17 protein-coding genes are annotated in these 18,231 nt (G+C 60.5%); 3 read left to right on the top strand and 14 right to left on the bottom strand.

The window, feature by feature from the left end:
- Positions 1–37: 37 nt before the first annotated feature.
- From MRS74_RS11010 to MRS74_RS10965, 10 genes are all read right to left on the bottom strand, one after another.
- Positions 38–1,330: a TRAP transporter large permease gene (locus tag MRS74_RS11010; protein WP_254580338.1), complete on the bottom strand. Its 1,293-nt coding sequence runs from the start codon at positions 1,328–1,330 to the stop codon at positions 38–40.
- Positions 1,327–1,965, bottom strand: coding sequence for a TRAP transporter small permease subunit (locus MRS74_RS11005; RefSeq protein WP_254580337.1), 639 nt, complete (start codon positions 1,963–1,965; stop codon positions 1,327–1,329). Before MRS74_RS11005 ends, MRS74_RS11010 begins: the two co-directional genes overlap by 4 nt.
- A 119-nt stretch (positions 1,966–2,084) precedes the next feature.
- Entirely contained in the window at positions 2,085–3,122 is a 1,038-nt protein-coding gene (locus MRS74_RS11000) for a TRAP transporter substrate-binding protein (protein ID WP_254580336.1), read from the bottom strand.
- A 133-nt stretch (positions 3,123–3,255) separates the two neighbouring features.
- Complete coding sequence (locus MRS74_RS10995; protein WP_254580335.1) at positions 3,256–4,461, bottom strand: pyridoxal-phosphate-dependent aminotransferase family protein; 1,206 nt, start codon at positions 4,459–4,461, stop codon at positions 3,256–3,258.
- 86 nt (positions 4,462–4,547) lie between these two features.
- Positions 4,548–6,053, bottom strand: a complete 1,506-nt coding sequence (hydA, locus tag MRS74_RS10990) for a dihydropyrimidinase (protein ID WP_256557899.1) — start codon at positions 6,051–6,053, stop codon at positions 4,548–4,550.
- Between the two features lie 390 nt (positions 6,054–6,443).
- Positions 6,444–7,352, bottom strand: a complete 909-nt coding sequence (locus MRS74_RS10985) for a bile acid:sodium symporter (protein ID WP_254580333.1) — start codon at positions 7,350–7,352, stop codon at positions 6,444–6,446.
- 104 nt (positions 7,353–7,456) lie between these two features.
- Positions 7,457–8,188, bottom strand: coding sequence for a maleate cis-trans isomerase family protein (locus MRS74_RS10980; RefSeq protein WP_254580332.1), 732 nt, complete (start codon positions 8,186–8,188; stop codon positions 7,457–7,459).
- Between the two features lie 82 nt (positions 8,189–8,270).
- Entirely contained in the window at positions 8,271–9,554 is a 1,284-nt protein-coding gene (locus MRS74_RS10975) for a TRAP transporter large permease (RefSeq protein WP_254580331.1), read from the bottom strand.
- Positions 9,551–10,096, bottom strand: a complete 546-nt coding sequence (locus MRS74_RS10970; RefSeq protein WP_254580330.1) for a TRAP transporter small permease — start codon at positions 10,094–10,096, stop codon at positions 9,551–9,553. The genes MRS74_RS10975 and MRS74_RS10970 overlap by 4 nt, the downstream gene beginning before the upstream one ends.
- Positions 10,096–11,130, bottom strand: a complete 1,035-nt coding sequence (locus tag MRS74_RS10965; protein ID WP_254580329.1) for a TRAP transporter substrate-binding protein — start codon at positions 11,128–11,130, stop codon at positions 10,096–10,098. Before MRS74_RS10965 ends, MRS74_RS10970 begins: the two co-directional genes overlap by 1 nt.
- 658 nt (positions 11,131–11,788) lie before the next feature.
- Between MRS74_RS10965 and MRS74_RS10960 the strand changes: the two genes are divergently transcribed.
- Entirely contained in the window at positions 11,789–12,478 is a 690-nt protein-coding gene (locus tag MRS74_RS10960; protein ID WP_254580328.1) for a GntR family transcriptional regulator, read from the top strand.
- Positions 12,479–12,584: 106 nt separating this feature from the next.
- Here MRS74_RS10960 and MRS74_RS10955 read toward each other — a convergent pair whose 3' ends face one another.
- Positions 12,585–13,475 carry a LysR family transcriptional regulator gene (locus MRS74_RS10955; RefSeq protein WP_254580327.1) on the bottom strand — a complete coding sequence of 297 codons (891 nt, stop codon included), beginning with the start codon at positions 13,473–13,475 and terminating at the stop codon, positions 12,585–12,587.
- A gap of 97 nt (positions 13,476–13,572) precedes the next feature.
- Between MRS74_RS10955 and MRS74_RS10950 the strand changes: the two genes are divergently transcribed.
- The gene (locus tag MRS74_RS10950; protein ID WP_254580326.1) at positions 13,573–14,556 is read left to right on the top strand and encodes an aldo/keto reductase; all 984 of its coding nucleotides are present in this window, start codon (positions 13,573–13,575) and stop codon (positions 14,554–14,556) included.
- On the top strand, positions 14,553–14,924 hold the full coding sequence (locus MRS74_RS10945; RefSeq protein ID WP_254580325.1) for a carboxymuconolactone decarboxylase family protein: 372 nt from the start codon (positions 14,553–14,555) through the stop codon (positions 14,922–14,924). Before MRS74_RS10950 ends, MRS74_RS10945 begins: the two co-directional genes overlap by 4 nt.
- Positions 14,925–15,127: 203 nt before the next feature.
- Here the strand turns inward: MRS74_RS10945 and MRS74_RS10940 are convergent, their stop codons facing one another.
- From MRS74_RS10940 to MRS74_RS10930, 3 genes are all read right to left on the bottom strand, one after another.
- Positions 15,128–16,426, bottom strand: coding sequence for a TRAP transporter large permease (locus MRS74_RS10940; RefSeq protein WP_254580324.1), 1,299 nt, complete (start codon positions 16,424–16,426; stop codon positions 15,128–15,130).
- A 68-nt stretch (positions 16,427–16,494) separates the two neighbouring features.
- Positions 16,495–17,004 carry a TRAP transporter small permease gene (locus tag MRS74_RS10935; protein WP_254580323.1) on the bottom strand — a complete coding sequence of 170 codons (510 nt, stop codon included), beginning with the start codon at positions 17,002–17,004 and terminating at the stop codon, positions 16,495–16,497.
- Positions 17,005–17,168: 164 nt separating this feature from the next.
- A complete protein-coding gene (locus MRS74_RS10930; RefSeq protein ID WP_254580322.1) occupies positions 17,169–18,191 on the bottom strand; it encodes a TRAP transporter substrate-binding protein in 1,023 nt (340 codons plus the stop codon).
- Between the last annotated feature and the right edge of the window lie 40 nt (positions 18,192–18,231).

Here is an 18,231-nt window from a genome sequence, read left to right as displayed (position 1 = left end):
AAAGCGGGTTCATAAAGCTGATTATCGCCAGGCGCCGTTACTGCATCAGGTTGGGCAACCAGAGCGCAATCTGCGGGAAGGTCATCAGCGCCAGGGTAAAGGCCAGCATCATCAGCATATAGGGCAGTACACCCCACATGACTTCCTGAATATTACCGCCATCCTTGCGTACACTCTGCACCACGAACAGGTTCATGCCCACCGGTGGCGTAATCATGCCCAGCTCGCACATCAGTACTATAAAGACACCGAACCAGATCGGGTCCACACCCATGGCCATCATGATGGGATAGGTAATGGGAATGGTCACCACCTGCATGGACAGCACATCCATGAACATCCCCAGGCACAGGTAGAACAGGATCAGCACCAGCAGCAGCCCGGTGGTAGACAGCCCGAAGGAGACGACCCAGGCGGTCAGATCATCCACCACGCCGGTCAGGCTGATGGTCAGGTTGAGGATAAAGGCCGCGGTGATGATCAGCAGGATCATGCCGGTGATGCGCGCCGTCTGTATAAAGCAGTTCTTGAAAAACTCCAGACTCAGGCGGCCTGATCTCCAGCCGAAGAAGAGTGCCGCCATCACGCCAAGCGCAGCGGACTCGGTGGCCGTGGCGATACCAAGGTAGATGCTGCCCATAACGATGCCAAAGATCACCGTTGGCGGAATCAGGTTCTTCGACAGGCGCAGCTTGTCCTGCAGCGATACCCTTTCTTCCCGCTTGCCCTCGGGGCCCCAGTTGGTCACGGCTATATAGCCCATGAACAGCAGGCTCAGCAGGATGCCCGGCAAAAGACCGGCCATAAACAGCTTGCCGATGGAGTTGTTGGTCAGGGAGCCGTAGATCAGCATGTTGACGCTCGGCGGAATCAGTATCCCCAGGGTGCCGCCGGCCGCAAGGCTGCCCAGCGCCTGTTTCATCGAATACTTGCGATCACCCAGGGTGGGCAAGGCGACGGTGCCGATGGTGGCCGCCGTGGCCACAGAGGAGCCGGAGGTGGCGGCAAAGAGCGCACAGCAACCGATATTGGTGTGAATCAGGCCGCCCGGCAGACGCCCGAGCCAGGCCGCCATGGCCACATACATGCGATCGGCAATGCCGCTGCGCAGCATCAGCTCGCCCAGCAGTACGAACAGCGGAATGGCCGTGAGGATGTTCTCGTTGTGCACACTCCAGATCACCGCCCCGGTGGACTCCAGAAAGGGCCAGCCGAACACGATGCCGCCACCCACCATGCCCACCAGTGCCATGGTGACCGCAATCGGCAACCCCAGCAGCAGCATGCCCAGCATGGCGAAAAAGGTCAGAAATACGATGGATATACTCATTTTGCGGCCCCCGCAGTGCCCGTTACGGTAACAGCCGACATCGGCTCCTGAGCCCGGTTTGCGACCTGCGCCTCATCCTTTGAACGGTGCTCAAAGTCTTCGAGTTCCTCTTTAACTTCCTCAGACACACCCTTGGGATGGAACTCGGTATTCAGGGTGTCGTGATCGCCACTGAACAGCAGCCAGGTGGCGCGCACGGCAAAGCCTGCGGACACCAGTGCAAAGGTCGTGATACTGGCAAACCAGACGCCCTGCGGATAAATCAGCGGCGTGGCCCAGGGCGTGGCCGCCGTGCTGCCGTAATCATGGGTTTCGCCGATCACCTTGTAGGTGGTCCAGCACAGGGTGGCCGCGAAGGCCGCCATCAATACCGCCGACAGCCAGTTAAGCAGCGTCTGCATCTTGCGCGGCAGCAGCTCATGGAACAGGTCAATACGAATATGGGTACGGCCCAGCAGCGCCAGCGAAAATGCCAGGGTGCCGCCGACGGCCAGCGCATAGCCGCCGAGTTCGTCGGCGCCCTGCAGAGACATGCTGAAAAACTTGCGCAGAATCGTTTCGACCGAGACCAGCACGGACAGCAGCAAAAACACTGCGCCAAATACGATGCTGGCGATCGTCTCTATACGTTTCATCAAGACACCTCACTCACAGAAAATCGCGCGTGCATTTTCTGCATAGAAACCATCCCTGGCTTTAAGATTGGAAAAGGGGCCTGGGCTCTGCGCCCAGGCCCCGTCGGACCAAGGGTCGGTTAGAGGCCGACGGACTCGCCGAGTACTTCTTTCCAGTCAGCCGAGCACTGCGGATTGGTCTTGTCGCAGACTTCGGACCAGGTCGGGTAGGAGACTTCCTTCACACCATTGCGCAGCAGCGCCATATCGTTATCGCTCACCGGTACGCCGACCAGCTTGAAGCTGGTACCGGTGTCGCACGGCGTGGCGCCAACGTTGCAGCGGCCGGCATCATCGAACAGCTCTTCGGAGTAGGCCCAGATATCATCCACCAGGGTATCGAAGGCGCCCTGCAGCGTCGCTTGCTGTTCAGGCGTGAACTTGTTCCAGGTATCCAGGTTGATGCCGTAGCCATTGAGCGCCATCTGGAAGGCCAGTGGCAGCACATGGGTGGTCACTTCCGGCCAGCCGGCGGAGTTGGCAGAGCTGGGGCCTGTGATGGCACAGTCCACCACACCCAGTGCCAGGCTCTGGTGTACATCGCCAAAGCCCAGCGGCACCGGAATGCCACCGACGGATTCGACGAACTGCGCCAGATTCTGGTCATAGACCCGCACCTTCAGCCCCTTGACGTCAGACAGGCTGGCAATGGGGTGATTGCAGAACAGAACCTGGGGGCCGAAGGGCCATACACCCAGCAGCTTGGTGTTGAAACGCTCCTGCAGACGCGCATCCACCACCTTGCTGTACTTGTCGGCCACTTCGCGTCCGGCCTTGTAGTCCGGGCTCAGGCCCACCAGATCAAGACCCAGGATGGTGGGCTCGTCACGGGACACCTGGGACATGCGCAGCGACACCAGGTCGAACATGCCGGATTTCAGTACCCGCAGTTCCTCCACGTCCTTGATGCCGGTGGTGTCCAGCGGCTTGTAGTTCACCTCGATGGGCAGGCCGGTTTTCGCCTGCAGGCTTTCAAAGAATGGCTGCTCCTTGTTCTTCTGGATAAGACCGGTGGCCAGGGGCTGGCCCACAACCCTCAGTTTCACCGCATCTTCTGCCATCGCAGGCGCGCTGATAACACAGGCGCCCAGTATTGCGGCCAGTAGAGTTTTTTTCATGACAATGACTCCTTATTTTTATAATCGAGCTGTCAGGACAATTGCCTGCAAGCTGCTCCGCGGTATGCGGTCGAGCATTTCGTCTTAAATGACGATGGGTGGACGCGCGCTGCAGAGCCCGCGTCCGTATATATCAGGCAACCCGCTGCTGTGCGCTGTGCTGCCCGCTTGCGGCCACCTCGGCCAGGTAATCCAGCGCCGCCTGTACGCCGCCCTTGTTGTGGGCAATGCCTGCGGCGCTGAGGCCCATCTCGACGCCCGCCAGGGTGCCGATCAGGGTCAGGTCGTTGAAGTCGCCCAGATGGCCGATGCGGAACACCCGGTCCTGCAGCTTGTTCAGACCGGTGCCGAGCGACATGTCGAAGTGCTCCAGAATCACCGCCCGCAACCGGTCGGCACTCTCGCCTTCTGGCATCAGTACGGCGGTGAGCACATTGCTGTGTTCCGAGGGCACCAGGCTCAGGACCTCCAGCCCCCAGGCGCGCACTGCACGGCGGGTGGCTTCGCTGAAGCGGGCATGACGGGCAAAGACGTTCTCCAGCCCCTCTTCCAGCAGCATGGCGATGGCTTCCTTCAGGCCGTACAGCAGGTTGGTAGCTGGCGAATAGGGGAAATAGCCCTTGGCGTTGTGCTGCAGCATTTCGTCCCAGCCCCAGTAGGAGCGCGGCAGACCCGCCGTTTTGGAGGCTTCCAGCGCCTTGGCACTGATCGTGTTAAAGCTCAGCCCCGGCGGCATCATCAGGCCTTTCTGGGAACAGGTGATGGCGACATCCACACCCCATTCATCGGTGCGGAAATCCACCGAGCCCAGGCCCGAAATAGTGTCGACCAGCAGCAGGGCCGGGTGGCCGGCGGCATCGATGGCACGGCGTACGGCCGCCACATCGCTGGTCACGCCGGTGGAGGTTTCGTGGTGCACCACGCAGACCGCCTTGATGCGGTGATCGCTGTCTGCGCTCAGACGCCGCTGTACCGCCTGGGGGTCAACGCCGTGGCGCCAGTCACCGTCGATAAACTCGGCATCCAGCCCCAGCTTTGCCGCCATGCCGTGCCACAGGGTGGCAAACTGGCCGGTTTCGCACATCAGCACCCGGTCACCGGCACTGAGGGTGTTCACCAGCGCCGCTTCCCAGGCGCCGGTACCGGACGCCGGATAGATCACCACCGGATTCTCGGTCTTGAAAATCTGCTTCATGCCGGCCAGTACGTTTTTGCCCAATTCGGCAAACTCGGGCCCACGATGATCCATGGTGGGTTTGTCCATCGCCCGCAGAATGCGGTCCGGCACATTGCTGGGCCCGGGTATCTGCAAAAAATGGCGGCCACTTCGGTAAGTCATTCGCGATCTCCTTGTTGTTATATAAAACGCTCGATGACAAGTTGGCGCGGGCACAGGCCCGGCCAGCAGGTATAGATAAAACAGGCCTAGCGCACCCGCGGCTTGGCCATTTCGGGCCGGCCGCAGTGCAGGAAGCGACCGCGCCCCACCGCATCGCTGGGCACGCCCTGGCCCCAGACGACTTCGCCACGGGACAGGGTTGTCTCGGGCCAGCCGGTAATCTGCATGCCCTCGTAGGGGGTGTAATCCACATCGTGGTGCAGTTGCTCGTTGCGAATGCAGACCTCGCGCTGCGCATCCCAGATCACCAGATCGGCGTCTGCGCCCACGGCGATGCTGCCCTTCTGCGGATAGAGGCCGTAGAGCTTGGCCGGGTTGGTGGAGGTGAGTTCGACAAAGCGATTGATGCTGATGCGCCCCTTCCCCACGCCTTCTGAAAACAGCAGCGGCAGGCGCGTTTCCAGGCCCGGAATGCCGTTGGGGATATAGTGGAAATCCACTTCCTTGCCGCCCGGTTTCTTGCCCAGCGGATCATCGTAGTTAAAGGGCGCGTGGTCGGACGAGAAGATGGTGAAGAGGCCATCGCTGAGCCCATCCCAGATCACCTGCTGGTTGGCCTTGTCCCGCGGCGGCGGGCTGCAGACGCACTTGGCGCCCTCGTAGCCATCGATGCCCAGATCCTCGGCGGTGAGAAACAGGTACTGCGGGCAGGTTTCGGCAAAGACACTCAGGCCCTGGCCCCGCGCCCAGCGGATCTGCTCCACGGCCTCTGCGCCTGAGACATGCACGATCAGAATCGGCACATCCACCAGCTCTGCATAGGCGATAACGCGGTGCGCGGCCTCGCGCTCCACCAGCATGGGGCGGGCGGCCGCGTGATAGCGCGGTTCGGTATGGCCGGCGGCCAGCAGGCGCTTGGTCAGCCAGCTGATGCAATCGGAGTTTTCGGCGTGGATCATGGCCATGGCGCCTTCGTTGCGCGCCACGCTGAGCACATCGATGATCTGGCCGTCATCGAGCTTCAAATCGTCATAGGTCATGTAGATCTTGAACGAGCTGCAGCCCTCGCGGATCAGCTGTGGCAGCTCGTCCTTGAGTACGGTTTCGGTGGGGTCGGTGACGATCAGGTGAAAGGCGTAATCCACCAGCGCCTTGCCCTCGGCACGGCGGTGATAGTCCTCCACCGCAGCGCGCAGCGACTGGCCTTTTTCCTGGGCCGCAAAGGGAATCAGGGTGGTGGTGCCACCGCAGGCGGCGGACCTGGTGCCGCTGGTAAAATCGTCCGCCATCTTCATGCCTTCCGGCATCGGCTGATCCAGATGACAGTGGGCATCAACGCCACCGGGCAGCACCAGCTTGCCGCGGGCATCGATCTCTTCGCGCCCGGCGCCCAGATTTTCACCCAGGGCGACAATGCGCCCGTCCCGGATACCGATATCGCAGTGGGAGCTGTCGGCGGCGGTAACCACCTGGCCGTTGCGGATCACCAGATCAAACTGGGCCTGGGACGATGACAGTGTGGTTGAAGCTGCAGTTGAAGACATCGTGATTCCTCTCTCGAAGGCGGCTACCCGGCCCGCCTCTGCTAGCAACAGCCAGAGGCTCAGGCGCCGGACCCGCTTCCCATTCGTTAAGCGTTAAAACTATCCTACCTCCGATATAATTATGAATGCAATATATTTTATTCCGCATAAAGATAGCGGTAACAATAAGATCAAGATCATGATTTAAAAGAATATTTGCAGGGATTTAGGCGGTTTTAGCCGTATCCAGACGTAAAAAAATGCCCGCCAGCGGGCTCTGTTCGCGGCTAGACCCGGCCGGATGCCCACGAATATCGAATGACGGATGACCAGGCACAAGACAGTAGCCGGCACAGCGCTGCGACATGCATCTCAGGCATTGAAACGGCTTCAGAAAAGAGAGCCAGGAAAAAGGCAGAAAAAGGTAGAAAAAAGGGCCAGAAGAAACTGGCCCTGTAATCAGCGTCGCAGACGCGGCGCCAGCAGAGAATCAAACAGCAGTTGCAGCAAGTGAAACAGGATACAGCTGATCACCGCCACACCGGTGGACGACCCCAGCCCCACCAGCACAGACACCGCCACCGGCAATGTCTTCTGCGAGGCCGTCAGCATCAGGGCGCTGCGCTCGCACGCCTCAAGACTTAGCAGCCGCGCCGCCAGCATGCTCAGCAGCAACAGCAGGCCATGCAGCACAAACGCCAGCACGGCAATGCCGGCCAGTGCCGACAGGGATAGCTGGTACAGCGAGGCCTCGCTGGCGGACAGGGTGATCCAGACCGTGGCGATAACGCTGACCGTCGGCACCAGCCCGAGCCAGGGCGCCTGTATCAGAGCACCGAGCATTGGTCGCAGCAGCAGCCCCAGCACAAAGGGCAGCAGCACGATCTGCAGCAGTTTAAACAGCAACGGCCAGGGAGACATCTCGATGGAGCTGCCCACCAGAGTGCTGAGCAGCAATGGAATCGTCAGGATGCCGAGGAAGTTCAGCCCCAGGGTCAGGAAGAGCGCCCAGATCGTCTTGCCGCCGGCCACCCGGGTCAGCACTATGCAGGATGACAGGGTCGGCGGCACCAGCGCCATCACCAGCAGGCCAAGCCCCAGGCTCGCATCCACCCCGCTAGCCCGCACAATCAGCCAGCCCAGCAACGGCGACAGCAGCAGGCTGATCAGGGCCGCAGCGACAAAGGTGGCGCCAAAGCGCGGCTCGGGCCTCAGGCCCGACAGCCGCGTTTGCATGCCGTTGATCAGGAAGATCAGCGCCACCAGCAGCGCCGGCAGACCCAGCTGATTGAGTGCATGGCCGGGCCCCGGCAACAGCAGCGCCGCCACTATGGCCAGGCATAATCCCAGTGGCAAAAACCAGACCATGGCAAAGCTCCTTAGCGCCAGCAGGATGGGTGAAACCGCCAGGCATGCTTGCGTGATCGGCTGCACCGGAGTCTAAGGCAGTGCAACCCGTCAGGGAAAGCTGATCAATCGACCTCGCTGAAGAGTGACCCCCAGCCCTTGATGCGGCGGGTATCGGCGCCGGCCAGTTTCATGCCCTTCCACAGACCCGTGGCGATGCTGTCGTAGATCGGAATCTGCAGTTCCTTTTCCAGCTCGGCCGCCACGCGGGTACCGCGCAGGTTGGTGCAGAAGATGGTGATGGCATCAGGCTTCTGTTCGGCCGCCACGGCCCGCACCATATCGGCAATGGTTTCCTCGCTGTATTCGGAGAAGGAGAAATTGCCCTTGTCCCCGAGATGACGCTCGGCGATGCAGTTGAAGCCCGCCTCGCGATAGTTGGCGATGATCTTTTCCTGCACATCATTCAGATAGGGCGTCACCAGGGCGAAGTTCTTCACCCGGGTCTTGTGGAAGATTTCGTTCAGCGCCAGCACCGAGGTACAGGCGGGGATGCCGGTTTCGGCCTGCAGTACTTCACAGAGTGCTTCGTCATCCCCAAAACCGCGCCAGCCCGATGAGGTGCCACTCCAGGTGATGGACTGCACCCGCGCATCGGCCAGCAGGTGGGCCGAACGCAGAAAGGGTTCGTTGTCGAACTGACTCAGGGCCTGATCACGCAGGGAAATTTCGGTGACCTTGAGACGGCCAAAATGGGCGCTGACATCCGGCACGCCGTGCAGCATCTCGGCGGTCAACGGCTCCAGCACTGTATTGGACGAGGGCGTCAGCACGCCCAGCAAGGTACGTTGGTTCATCGTTGTAGTCCTTCTTCTTTATATAGTCAGCCTGGAGCGCCCGCGGGCACTCCAGGATAAGTGTCATTACGCAGCCGGCAACTTAATAGCCCAGCGCTCGGGGCAGCGCGGTGACGATATCGGGGAAGACCCAGCACAGCACCAGCACCAGATACTGCAGCGCAATAAAGGGCCAGACCGATTTCAGCAGCTCGCCGATGGATATCTTGGAAATACCGCACATCACGAACAGCAGTACGCCCACCGGCGGCGTCATCATGCCCACCACCAGGTTCATGACGAACAGGAAGCCAAAATAGAGCGGGTCTATGCCGTAGGCCATGGCGATGGGCGCGAACAGCGGTGCCAGCATGATGTAGGCCGCGTTCGATTCCAGAAACATCCCCACCACCAGCAGCATGCCCATGACCAGCGCCAGGAACACCATCGGATCGGCGGTAAAGCCCTGAATGAACTGCGACAGGTGCAGCGGCAGCAGGTCCAGCGTGAACACGAAGGTCACCGGCTTGGCGAAAGCAATCAGCGCCCCCACCACGGCCGAGGTCAGCGCGGCGCGGTACATGCAGCCCGGAATCGCCTCCAGCGTCAGCTTGCGGGTCACGAACAGGCCCACCAGCAGCGAGTAGATAACGGCGATGGCGGCCCCCTCGGTGGCGGTGAAAACCCCACCCACGATACCGCCGATCACCAGTACCGGCATCAGCAGAATAACCCCGGCACGGCGGCTCTGTAGCAGCACATTGCGCCAGCTGAAGGGCTCGCCGGTGGGCTCATAGCCACTGCGGTACGACATCCAGGTCGCCAGGCCCATCATGCCGACGGTCAGCAGAATGCCCGGCACGACACCGGCCATAAAGAGCCCGCCCACCGAGACGCTGGAACCGGCCATCAGCGCATAGACGATCATGGCGGCACTGGGCGGAATAATAGGCCCGAGATTCGATGCCGACGCCACCACGGCGGAGCCAAAACCATTGTCGTAGTGCTTGCGCAGCGACGGCATCATGGTGGTGCCCAGCGCACTGGCACCGGCCACGGCGGCACCGGTGACCGAGGCCAGGCCGAGCCCGGACAGAATGGTCACATGGGCCAGCCCGCCCTGCACCCGGCCCACCACGGCGTTGGCGAAGTCGATCACGCGCTGCATGATCTGGCCGCCCACCATGAACTCGCCGGCCAGCATGAACAGCGGAATCGCCATCAGCGGGAAGGAATTCACCGCATGCATCATGCTTTGGGGCATCAGCGCCAGGTCAATATCACCGAAAACAAAGGCGCCCAGAGCCGAAAAGCCCAGCGCAAAGGCCAGCGGCATGCCCAGCAGCGCCAGTACGAAGAATATGCCAATGGATACAAGGACCATCATTCATCCCCCCAGACATGAGTGCCCTGCCAGACCAGGAACGCCAGGTGCAAAAAGGCGTGGGCCATGGAGATAATCACCGCTACATAGAAGGCCGAGACGCTGAGTTCAACCGTGGGCATCATCTCGCCCCAGGCTTCCTGCGCCACCAGCACCGCCTGCCACATCACCAGCAGCATCAGCGCACCGCTGAACGCCAGCATCAGCCGCATCAGCCCTTCGCGGATACGCGAACCAAACTGGTTGATAAGGATATCGATACCCACGTGAATGCCTTTCTTCACGCCGTGGGGCAAAGCCAGAAAGATCGACCAGACAAACGCCAGCCGGGACATTTCATCGGCCCAGTCCAGCGAGTCACCAAAGAAGTAGCGCAACACCACCTGGGCCGTTACCAGCCCCGTCATCAGGGTCATCGCCAGGGCAATGAGCCCGTACGACAATCCGTCGGCGGCCTTGAGCATCTGCTGATAGCGCCGGACCAGCAGGGAGGCCACCAGGGCCTCCTCCGCCACCGGGGCTCCGTCAAGAACCCGATCAGTCATTACTGCACTTCCGCCAGTACGGCATCAATCACATCAGCGCCAATTCGCTCCTTCAGCGCCTCAATTACCGGTGCGGTACGCTCGCGCATCTGCTGACGCAGCTCGGGGGAAACCGCCACCAGTTCCATATTGGACGCCACCAGCTTGTCCCGTGCGGCGGTATCCTCTTCGGCGGCCTTGGCCCGCTGCCAGGCTACAGCTTCGCCCATGGTATCGCGCAGCGCTTGCTGTTCGGCGGGTTCGAGCTTGTCGAACTTGCGCTTGTTGGCCACCACCACGATGAAATCGAAGAAGTGCGAGGTATCGGTCAGATAGGTCTGTACCTCGTTGAACTTCTGCGTCTCGATCACGCTGTAGGGATTTTCCTGACCATCGATCACGCCCTGCTGCAGCGCGGAGTAAACCTCATTGATGCCCATGGATACCGGGCTTGCGCCCAGAGCGCGGAAGGTAGAGAGGTGGGTTTCGTTGGGCTGCAGGCGAATCTTGAGACCATCGAAATCCGCCAGGGTGCGGATCGGGTGCTGGCTATTGGTGACCTGGCGCGATCCCAGTTCCATAAAGCCCAGGGCGACAAAACCCTTGTCCGCCAGTTTCTCGTTCAGCAGAGTCCCCACCGGGCCATCCACCACCTTGAAGGCTTCCTCACGGTTGGCGTATACAAACGGCAGGCTTACCGCCTCCAGTTCCGGCACTATGCGGGACAGGTAGGAAGCGCCCACCCAGGTCATTTCCAGCACGCCGGAGCGCACCTGATCGATGTTTTCCTTGGCGCCGCCCAGCTGCATGGCCGGGAACACATCCACGGTCAGTGCCCCCTTGGATACTTCCGGCAGGCGCGCCTTGAACTGCTCCATCGCCACACTGCTTGAATGGGTCGTGGCAAAGTTGCCCGCCAGGCGCAGATTCTTTTCCGCCATGGCACTGGCCGAGAACAGCGTCGCCGCCACCAGCCCGGTCGCCAATGTCGTGCGGACACAGGCCCGTGCCAGGTTGTCCAGTCGGGATGGCGCCTTGTTATTGTTTCGCATCATGTTTCCTCTTGGTTTCCAGCGTATTGCCGCCGATGACAGCGGCCAGAATCCCCCTTCGCTTGCTGGGCTCTGGGGGCTAACTGGCCGGATTGATCGGCAGTCACTTTTAAAAATATAATTATGAATTTCTAATTATGAACAATATATACACCAGCAATTCAGAGATGACAAGCCACCATGACCTTTTGCGCTGTCTCTCTTTTGCCTGCGCAGCGCGCCTCCCGGGCAGCACTTTTCAGCCACATCACCCGCGGCATCTGCGTGAGCCCCCTGCCCCGTTATCCTTACTTCCAAGCCCATAGACCGCACCAGAACGGGGCTTAAGAAGACCCAAAAAGACTAGAAAGAATTAATAATTCAATATTTTTAGTGTATTTGTTGTTCGCAAGCTATTGTTTTTAAAAACTTAAAATCATGAAAGCAGAGAACGCACCCCATTGAGGCACAGACAGATTGACCTGCCCCTAAGGCAACACTAGAATAAACATAATTATGAATTAAATATTGCTAGCCATGATTTCGAGCCGACGCAAAAACTGATTTTCGCCGCCGGCAAGCCGATGAGCATACTGACAGGCACCGAAAGAGCCCGCTTTCAGGCGCTTTGCCGCCTTTGACCGCGGCCGGGCCCTGCGTCACAGAACAGAGGAAGATAGGCATGAATCAAAGCGTCCGGCTCACACACAGCGTCCGGCGGCGCCTGCTACACGAGGATGTTGCCGAACATCTGCGGACCATGATCACCGAGGAAACCCTGGCTGAAGGCAGCCGGGTGGATGAGGTGGAACTCTGCGCCCTGCTGGATATTTCCCGCACACCGCTGCGCGAGGCGCTCAAAGTGTTGCAGAGCGAAGGCCTGATCAGCATCGAACCCCACAAGGGCGCCCGCGTAACGGCGATGAGCGAAGCTGACCTTGGCGAACTCTTCGATGTTCTCAGCGGACTGGAGCGCCTGGCGGCGGAACTGGCCGCCCAGCGCGCCAGCGATGAGGAGCTGGAGGCGTTTCGCGCACTCAACGACGAGATGGAAACCCAGTACCGCGCCCGCGACCCACGCGCCTATTTCGCGCTCAACCTGCAGGTGCACCAGCGGGTGATTGACCTGTCCGGCAACCGCCAGCTCAAGCGGGTGCACAGCCTGTTGAGCGGCCGCACCCGCCGCGGGCGCTACTCCTCGACCCTGTCCGATGCCCACTGGGATGAATCGGTACAGGAACACAACGCCCTGGTGCAGGCCCTGCTGGCCCGGGACGGCAAGCAGGCCGGTCGCATTCTGTTCGATCATGTCATCAAGACTGGCGACACCATTCTCGACATGATGCAACACCAAAAAATTGCTCAGGCCTGACGGCGCACGGCGGATCTCAGACATCATCTAACAGCCTCGCTGACGCTCGCCCCGGGCGGCACGGCTGTTACGAAGAAGCCGCCGTAACGGGCACCCAGCCCGGGCCTCAGCCGCTCAGCCGTGTGCTATTGCGGATCACCAGATCGCTGAGGAAATCAGCCAGCACACGGATGCGGCGCGAGCGCGCCAGATCGGACTGAATCACCAGGTATATCGCCTGGTCGACGCCGATATCCGACGTTATGCAGACCAGCCCGGCATCGCGGGCAACGAAATGCGGCAGTACCGCGAGCCCGAGCCCTGCGCTGGTCGCCGCCACCTGTGTCGCGAGTGAGCTTGTGGTCAGTGCCGGCTGGCGCCCGCGCAGAATCCTCTCGATCCATTGCGCGGCCGGCAGCTGCGACTGCATCTCTGTCCAGCCAATGAAGGCATCAGAGTCAAAATCGCCCGCACCGAGGCTGGCCAGGCGCTGCGCCGCGTAGCCGGGGCTGCCGTAAAGCCCGTATCCCAGGGTGCCAAGACGACGCAGCGTGACATTGCCCCGCTCGGGCTTAAGCATGCGCAGCGCAAGATCGGCATCGCGGCGGTGCAGGTTCACGGTCGAGATATCGGTCACGATTTCAACCGTCAGCTCAGGGTGCTGTGCACAAAATTCAGGCAGCGCCGGAAGGATCAGTCCGGTCGCCAGATTCTCGGCCGTGGCCAGGCGAACCTTGCCGGTAATCCTGGCTTGGGCATCTGCGCCCGAGGTAAAGGCCAATGCGGCGACTTCCATCGCTTCGGCCTTCTCGACCAGATCGGCGCCGTCCTCTGTCAGCTGGTAGCCAGATTGCTGGCGCACGAAGAGCGGCAACTTCAAGGCGTCCTCCAGCCGGTCGATGCGCCGCGAGAGCGTTGCAATGCCAAGGTTGAGCGCCACCGCCGCGCCGCTTAGCGTGCCATGGCGCGCCACGGCAAGAAATGCACGGGTGTCGTCCCAGATCATTCCCCGCGGCATGCTATTTCCGATATTGGAAATCGGCTTAACAGTATTCTTTATTTTTTCCATTTTCGGAGTATGTCACGCTGTCCTCCGATGACTCAAGGAGGCGCAAATGGAAAAACGAACACTGGGTACCGACCTCTCGGTCTCCGCACTCGGATTGGGCTGCATGGGGATGAGCGAATTCTACGGCCCTCGCGATGACAGCGAATCCTTGCGTGTGCTGGCGCGGGCCGTCGAGCTGGGTATCGATTTCTTCGACACGGCGGATATCTACGGCCCCCATCACAACGAAGAGCTGCTCGGTGCCTTTCTGGCCCGCAACAGACCGCAGATCCGCATCGCGACCAAATTTGGCATTGTCCGTAATCCCGGTGAGTACAGACGCAGCCTGAACAACAGTGCCAGCTACGCGCGTGAGGCCTGCGAGGCGTCGCTGCGCAGGCTCGGTGTGGAGCAAATCGACCTCTACTACGTCCATCGCATCAATCCCGAACAGCCAATCGAAGAAACGATCGACGGACTCGCACGCCTGGTCAAGGCTGGCAAGATCGCCCGCATCGGCCTGTGCGAGGTCAGCGCTGACACGCTGCGCCGCGCCCATGCGGTACACCCGATAAGCGCGGTACAGACCGAATACTCGCTCTGGTCACGCGACGTGGAACGCGAAGTGCTGCCCAGCTGCCGCGAACTGGGTGTTGGATTCGTGCCCTACTCGCCGCTGGGCCGCGGCTTCCTGACCGGCCGGTTTCAGACTACGGCCGAGTTCGAGGATGGCGATTTCCGCGCCGGGCTGCCGCGTTTCGCACAGGACGCCATCGGTGCCAACCGCCGGATCGCCGACCTGATCGCCGAGCTGGCCGCGCGCAAGGGCTGCAGCCCGGCGCAGCTCTCGCTGGCCTGGCTCCTGTCGAAAGGCCCCGACATTGTGCCTATCCCAGGCACCAAGCGACTGCACTATCTCGAGGAGAATGCCGCCGCCACGCAAATCACACTCAGCACCGAAGAACAGCAGCAACTCGAAGCGTCGATCGCGCGCCTGCCGGTGACGGGCGCACGCTACACCGCCGAGGGCATGAAGGGGGTGAACGCATGAGCACCGCCCCCTCCGATCGCCGCGTGCAGGCCCTGGCGCTGCTCGAACGACTCGAAGCCGGCGCCCCCGGGCGCGTGGCGGCAAATCTCGACGACTTTCACAGCGAGGCGACCGAGCTCCTGCTGGGCTTCGCATTCACCGATGTGGTCGCACGCGACGGGATGGCGCTGAAAACCCGCGAGATGCTGACCGTCGCAATGCTCGCGGCTATGGGCACGGCGCCGGGCCAGCTCGAGTTTCACATGCGCGCAGCGCTGAACACGGGCGTCACCCGTGGGGAGATTGTCCTGCAGGTGGCGGTCTATGTGGGAGTTCCCGCAGCCATGAATGCCATCACGGCGGCGAAATCCGCCTTCGCATCCCGTTGAGCCAGCGGGCAAAGAGGAAGAATTCTGAGATGTATACTCAAGCCACGACCTGGCGTAACCGGGCGCGTGGCGGCGCTTAGTGTCGGCCATTTCACCCTTCGTTCAGGTTCAGCAATGCGCTATGGCCAAACGAAGAACGCCCCCGGCCGACACCGGGGGCGTTGCGTGGCCTGCCGTTCGCGGCAGGCGTGGATTGCGTTCTGCTAACCGATCAGGGACGGCAGGAACATGGCGATGGGTTTTACGTAGGTCACCAGCAGGATCACGACCACCTCGCAGAGCACGAACGGAATGGCATAGCGCGCCGCCGTGGCGAAGGGCACCTTGCCCAGCTGCGAGGCCAGGAAGAGCCCCACGCCCACGGGCGGCGTCAGGTGCGCCATGGACAGGTTCACCGTCAGTACCGCACCGAAGTGCACCAGGTCAAAACCGATCGCCAGCAAGGTCGGCTTGAACAGCGGCACCAGCAGGTACATGGCGGCAATCGGCTCCAGAAAGGCCCCGGACACGATCAGCACTAGGTTGAAGAACAGCAGAATAAGAATGGCATTGCCGCCGCTGATATCCAGTATGTAGTCGTTGAGCATGGTGGCCAGGCCCTGTGTCTGCATCACCCAGCCATAGACGGCGGACGTGGCAATCAGCAGCACGATCACACCGATGGTACGGCCCGACTCGAAGATCACATCCGGCAGCTGGGCAAAGGAAATCTGCTTGTACACGAAGCGGTCAATCAGGAACAAATAGACCACCGCCACCGCCGCCGCTTCGGTCGCCGTAAAGATGCCGGTATAGATGCCGCCGAGGATAATCACCGGCGCCATCAGGCCCCAAAAGGCATCTTTGAAGGCAGCAAAAAAGGTCGCCAGGTTACGCTCCTCGATATCCGCGCCCTTATAGCCGCGCTTCTTGGAAATAAAGAGTACATAACCGCCCAGAATCAGCAGCATGGTCAGGCCAGGCCCGACACCGGCAGCAAACAATTTGGGGATCGAGGTTTCCGTAATAACGCCATAGATGATAAAACCGATGCTCGGTGGAATCACCACCCCAAAGGTACAGCCGGCCGCAACCACCGCCACTGCAAAGCCACGGTCATAGCCACGTTCCACCATGGGTCCGACCAGAAAGCTCAATGCCGCTACGGTGGCGATATTGGAGCCGGACATGGAACCCAGCATCGCGCCTGTGACCAGTACCGTCAGCGCAAGACCACCCGGCAAGGGCCCGAGCATCATCTCGGCCAGGCGCACCAGCTTGATGGCGATACCCGTGCGGGTAATCAGGTTGCCGGCGATAATAAACAGCGGCGTCGCCAGCAGCGGGAAGGAATCCAGCGAGCCGGAAAAGACATAGGGCACCACGCTCAGCGGTGCGATTTCAAACACTACAAACGCCATCAGACCGGCAAGGCCAATGGAGACAAATACGGGGACGTTCAGGGCCAAAAAGCCAAAGAACACCATCAGGCCGATAATGGCCGGGTTAGTTAATAATTCCATGATTCAATCCACTCGTAAGCTGCGGCTTGTCGATCGGCCTGCTGTTGATTAGCCTGCCGGGCGCTCTGTCATTCGTGCTCATCCACGAGCGGCTTGTCGACTCTGTAGGCTCCCAGGAACAGGCCCTGAATGGTCCTAAGGAAGGCCAGTGAAAACGCCATGAACATGCCGCAATTGATGACCCAGACTGGAATGCCCGTGGTCATGCTGGACTGCCCGCTGGCCAGGGCGCGCATGGTGGTGCCGTAACTGAGCCAGGCGAGAAAACCGATAAACACCAGCATGCAGATACCGACAATCACTTCGGTCACGCGTTGCCACGCGGGTGGCAGCTTGTCCACCAGTAGCGGAATGCCGCCATGCTGGCCGGTTTTGCAGGCCGCCGCGGCGCCGAACAGCGCTCCCAGAAGAAACATGTAGCGGGCCAGCTCCTCCGACCAGGCAATGGAATAGTGGAAGAAAAAGCGCGACAGCACGCCCATGAAAATCAGCACGACAATGGACCCGCAGAGCGTGACGACCGTAAATTTTTCCAGTCTGTCGAGCCAGCTGGTGGCTTTTGCAGCGACATATTTCATCATCAGTCTCCAATAAATGCGGACATTGAATGCGGACATAAAGCGCCAACTGCATGGATGGCATTCGGAGCAGGTCGCCGGCAACCCAACGCGGCCAGTACCGCGATGAGCCTGCGCCTGACTCCTTAAGTGAACGTCATCCGTTAGCGCTTCAATTCAATACATCAATTCAGCGCCTGCACCTGCGCCTCAACTTCGCTCACCAGCTCTGCGCCAACCTTCTCTTTAAAGGTTGCATAGACCGGCGCCACCTTGGCCTTGAAGCCAGCCAGTGCCTCGGCGGACGGTGTCTGTATATTGACGCCAGCCTCCTGCATCACCTTGGCCAGATCCGCCTCTTCACCGGCGGCAACCTCACGCTGATAGATCATGGCATCCTTGGCAGCCTGCCCTACCAGCGCCTTGTCGTCGTCGGACAGACGGCTCCAGAACACATTGCTGGCCAGCATGCCAATGGCTTCGAAAGAATAATTGACCATGGCAATATTCTTGCTCACCTCATAGAAACGCGATGAATAGATCAGCGGAATCGGTGAAATGCCGCCGTCAATAGCGCCGGCCTGCAATGCGGTAAACACCTCGGCGAAGCTCATGGCAACCGGTACCGAGCCAATGGCGGACCAGGAATCCAGGTACAGCTCCAGCCCGGGCGTGCGGATCTTCACGCCGCTGATATCATCCACTGTCTCGATCGGACCCGGGTTGGTATAGAGCTGGAAGAAGCTACCCGAGCCCCAGGCCAGAGCACGAATTCCCTGGGACTCAAGCTTGGCCGACAGCTTGTCCCCGACCGGGCCGTCCATTACCGCCATAGCCGCATCGGTATCGGGGAAGATCCAGGGCATGGATACCACGACGAAATCCGGATTGAGCTGGCTCAGCCAGGGGGTCGACTTCATGATGATATCGATGGCACCGGCCTGAGCCATTTCCAGCTCCACGCGGTCGTTACCGCTGACCAGGGTGCCGTTGGCATAGACTTCAACCTTGTGCTTGGCGCCGCTGCGCTCCTCGACCAGTTCCTTGAACTTGTTGGCCGCCTTCACCCAGTTGGACGAATCCGACACTGTGGTGCTCAGGCGAATGGTATCGGCGCTGGCCGCGCCTGCCGTGCACAGGGCACCGGCGGCAATGACCGCGGCTGCCAGCACCTTTTTCAAACCCAGCTGTTTCAGAGTTACGTTCATGGTGTTACTCCTGTTGCGTTCAGTGTAGATGGCAAAAGCC

The sequence above is a fragment of the Marinobacterium sedimentorum genome (assembly GCF_024267675.1).
GTDB lineage: Bacteria > Pseudomonadota > Gammaproteobacteria > Pseudomonadales > Balneatricaceae > Marinobacterium_A > Marinobacterium_A sedimentorum.
Note: the sequence above shows the minus strand (reverse complement) of the source record. Positions and strands in the feature narration are given on the sequence as shown.

What these genes read in the sequence shown, in the direction of transcription:
- MRS74_RS10950 (WP_254580326.1), top strand. Translation starts at nt 13,573, where the DNA reads ATGGAAAAACGAACACTGGGTACCGACCTCTCGGTCTCCGCACTCGGA.
- MRS74_RS10945 (WP_254580325.1), top strand. Translation starts at nt 14,553, where the DNA reads ATGAGCACCGCCCCCTCCGATCGCCGCGTGCAGGCCCTGGCGCTGCTC.
- MRS74_RS10995 (WP_254580335.1), bottom strand. Translation starts at nt 4,461, where the DNA reads ATGACTTACCGAAGTGGCCGCCATTTTTTGCAGATACCCGGGCCCAGC.
- MRS74_RS11010 (WP_254580338.1), bottom strand. Translation starts at nt 1,330, where the DNA reads ATGAGTATATCCATCGTATTTCTGACCTTTTTCGCCATGCTGGGCATG.
- MRS74_RS10930 (WP_254580322.1), bottom strand. Translation starts at nt 18,191, where the DNA reads ATGAACGTAACTCTGAAACAGCTGGGTTTGAAAAAGGTGCTGGCAGCC.
- MRS74_RS10970 (WP_254580330.1), bottom strand. Translation starts at nt 10,096, where the DNA reads ATGACTGATCGGGTTCTTGACGGAGCCCCGGTGGCGGAGGAGGCCCTG.
- MRS74_RS10985 (WP_254580333.1), bottom strand. Translation starts at nt 7,352, where the DNA reads ATGGTCTGGTTTTTGCCACTGGGATTATGCCTGGCCATAGTGGCGGCG.
- MRS74_RS10965 (WP_254580329.1), bottom strand. Translation starts at nt 11,130, where the DNA reads ATGATGCGAAACAATAACAAGGCGCCATCCCGACTGGACAACCTGGCA.
- MRS74_RS10980 (WP_254580332.1), bottom strand. Translation starts at nt 8,188, where the DNA reads ATGAACCAACGTACCTTGCTGGGCGTGCTGACGCCCTCGTCCAATACA.
- MRS74_RS10975 (WP_254580331.1), bottom strand. Translation starts at nt 9,554, where the DNA reads ATGATGGTCCTTGTATCCATTGGCATATTCTTCGTACTGGCGCTGCTG.
- MRS74_RS11005 (WP_254580337.1), bottom strand. Translation starts at nt 1,965, where the DNA reads ATGAAACGTATAGAGACGATCGCCAGCATCGTATTTGGCGCAGTGTTT.
- MRS74_RS11000 (WP_254580336.1), bottom strand. Translation starts at nt 3,122, where the DNA reads ATGAAAAAAACTCTACTGGCCGCAATACTGGGCGCCTGTGTTATCAGC.
- MRS74_RS10940 (WP_254580324.1), bottom strand. Translation starts at nt 16,426, where the DNA reads ATGGAATTATTAACTAACCCGGCCATTATCGGCCTGATGGTGTTCTTT.
- MRS74_RS10955 (WP_254580327.1), bottom strand. Translation starts at nt 13,475, where the DNA reads ATGCCGCGGGGAATGATCTGGGACGACACCCGTGCATTTCTTGCCGTG.
- MRS74_RS10935 (WP_254580323.1), bottom strand. Translation starts at nt 17,004, where the DNA reads ATGAAATATGTCGCTGCAAAAGCCACCAGCTGGCTCGACAGACTGGAA.
- MRS74_RS10960 (WP_254580328.1), top strand. Translation starts at nt 11,789, where the DNA reads ATGAATCAAAGCGTCCGGCTCACACACAGCGTCCGGCGGCGCCTGCTA.